The organism is Oleiphilus sp. HI0123 (assembly GCF_001635315.1).
In genome coordinates, this window is record NZ_LWGE01000603.1 from 1 (window position 1) to 677 (window position 677).

1 protein-coding gene is annotated in these 677 nt (G+C 46.7%); it reads left to right on the forward strand.

Annotation, left to right across the window (positions count from 1 at the left end; genetic code table 11):
* The coding region (locus A3761_RS05470; RefSeq protein WP_255374920.1) for a phenylalanine--tRNA ligase beta subunit-related protein at positions 1 to 677 on the forward strand (677 nt) is incomplete at both ends.

Consider the following 677-nt stretch of genomic DNA (forward strand, 5'->3'; position numbering starts at 1 on the left):
TGGGACGCGTCATTGAAGGTGTCGACCTAACTAAGCCTTCACCATTATGGCTGCAAGAAAAGTTACGTCGCTGCGGTTTACGTAGTATTGATCCTGCCGTTGACGTAACCAACTATATTTTGCTTGAGCTCGGTCAGCCAATGCATGCATTTGATTTAGATAAGCTGAATGGCTCAATCAATGTACGTCAAGCTGAAAATGCTGAAAAACTAACCTTGTTGGATGGTCAGGAAGTTGAACTTCGTGATGACACCTTGGTTATTGCAGATGAAAACACTCCACTTGCAATCGCAGGTATCATGGGTGGCGAAGCCTCAGGTGTTAGCGCTACAACTCAGAACATCTTTTTGGAATGTGCCTTCTTTGCACCCTTGGCGATTGCGGGTAAAGCACGCTCTTATGGCTTGCATACAGACTCTTCACACCGTTTTGAACGAGGTGTTGATTATGCGCTGCAGCACGAGGCAATGGAACGTGCAACGCGCTTATTAATCGATATTGTCGGCGGCAAAGCTGGCCCAATCGTTGAAGAAAGTGATGCAGAGACGCTTCCTAAGTCTTCGACTGTGACCTTGCGTGAAACTAAAGTTGAGTCGCTCTTAGGCTTGAAGGTAGAGACAGCTGAAATAGAAGAGATTCTAACGCGCCTTGGGCTTGAAGTTGTTGATCGAGCAGAG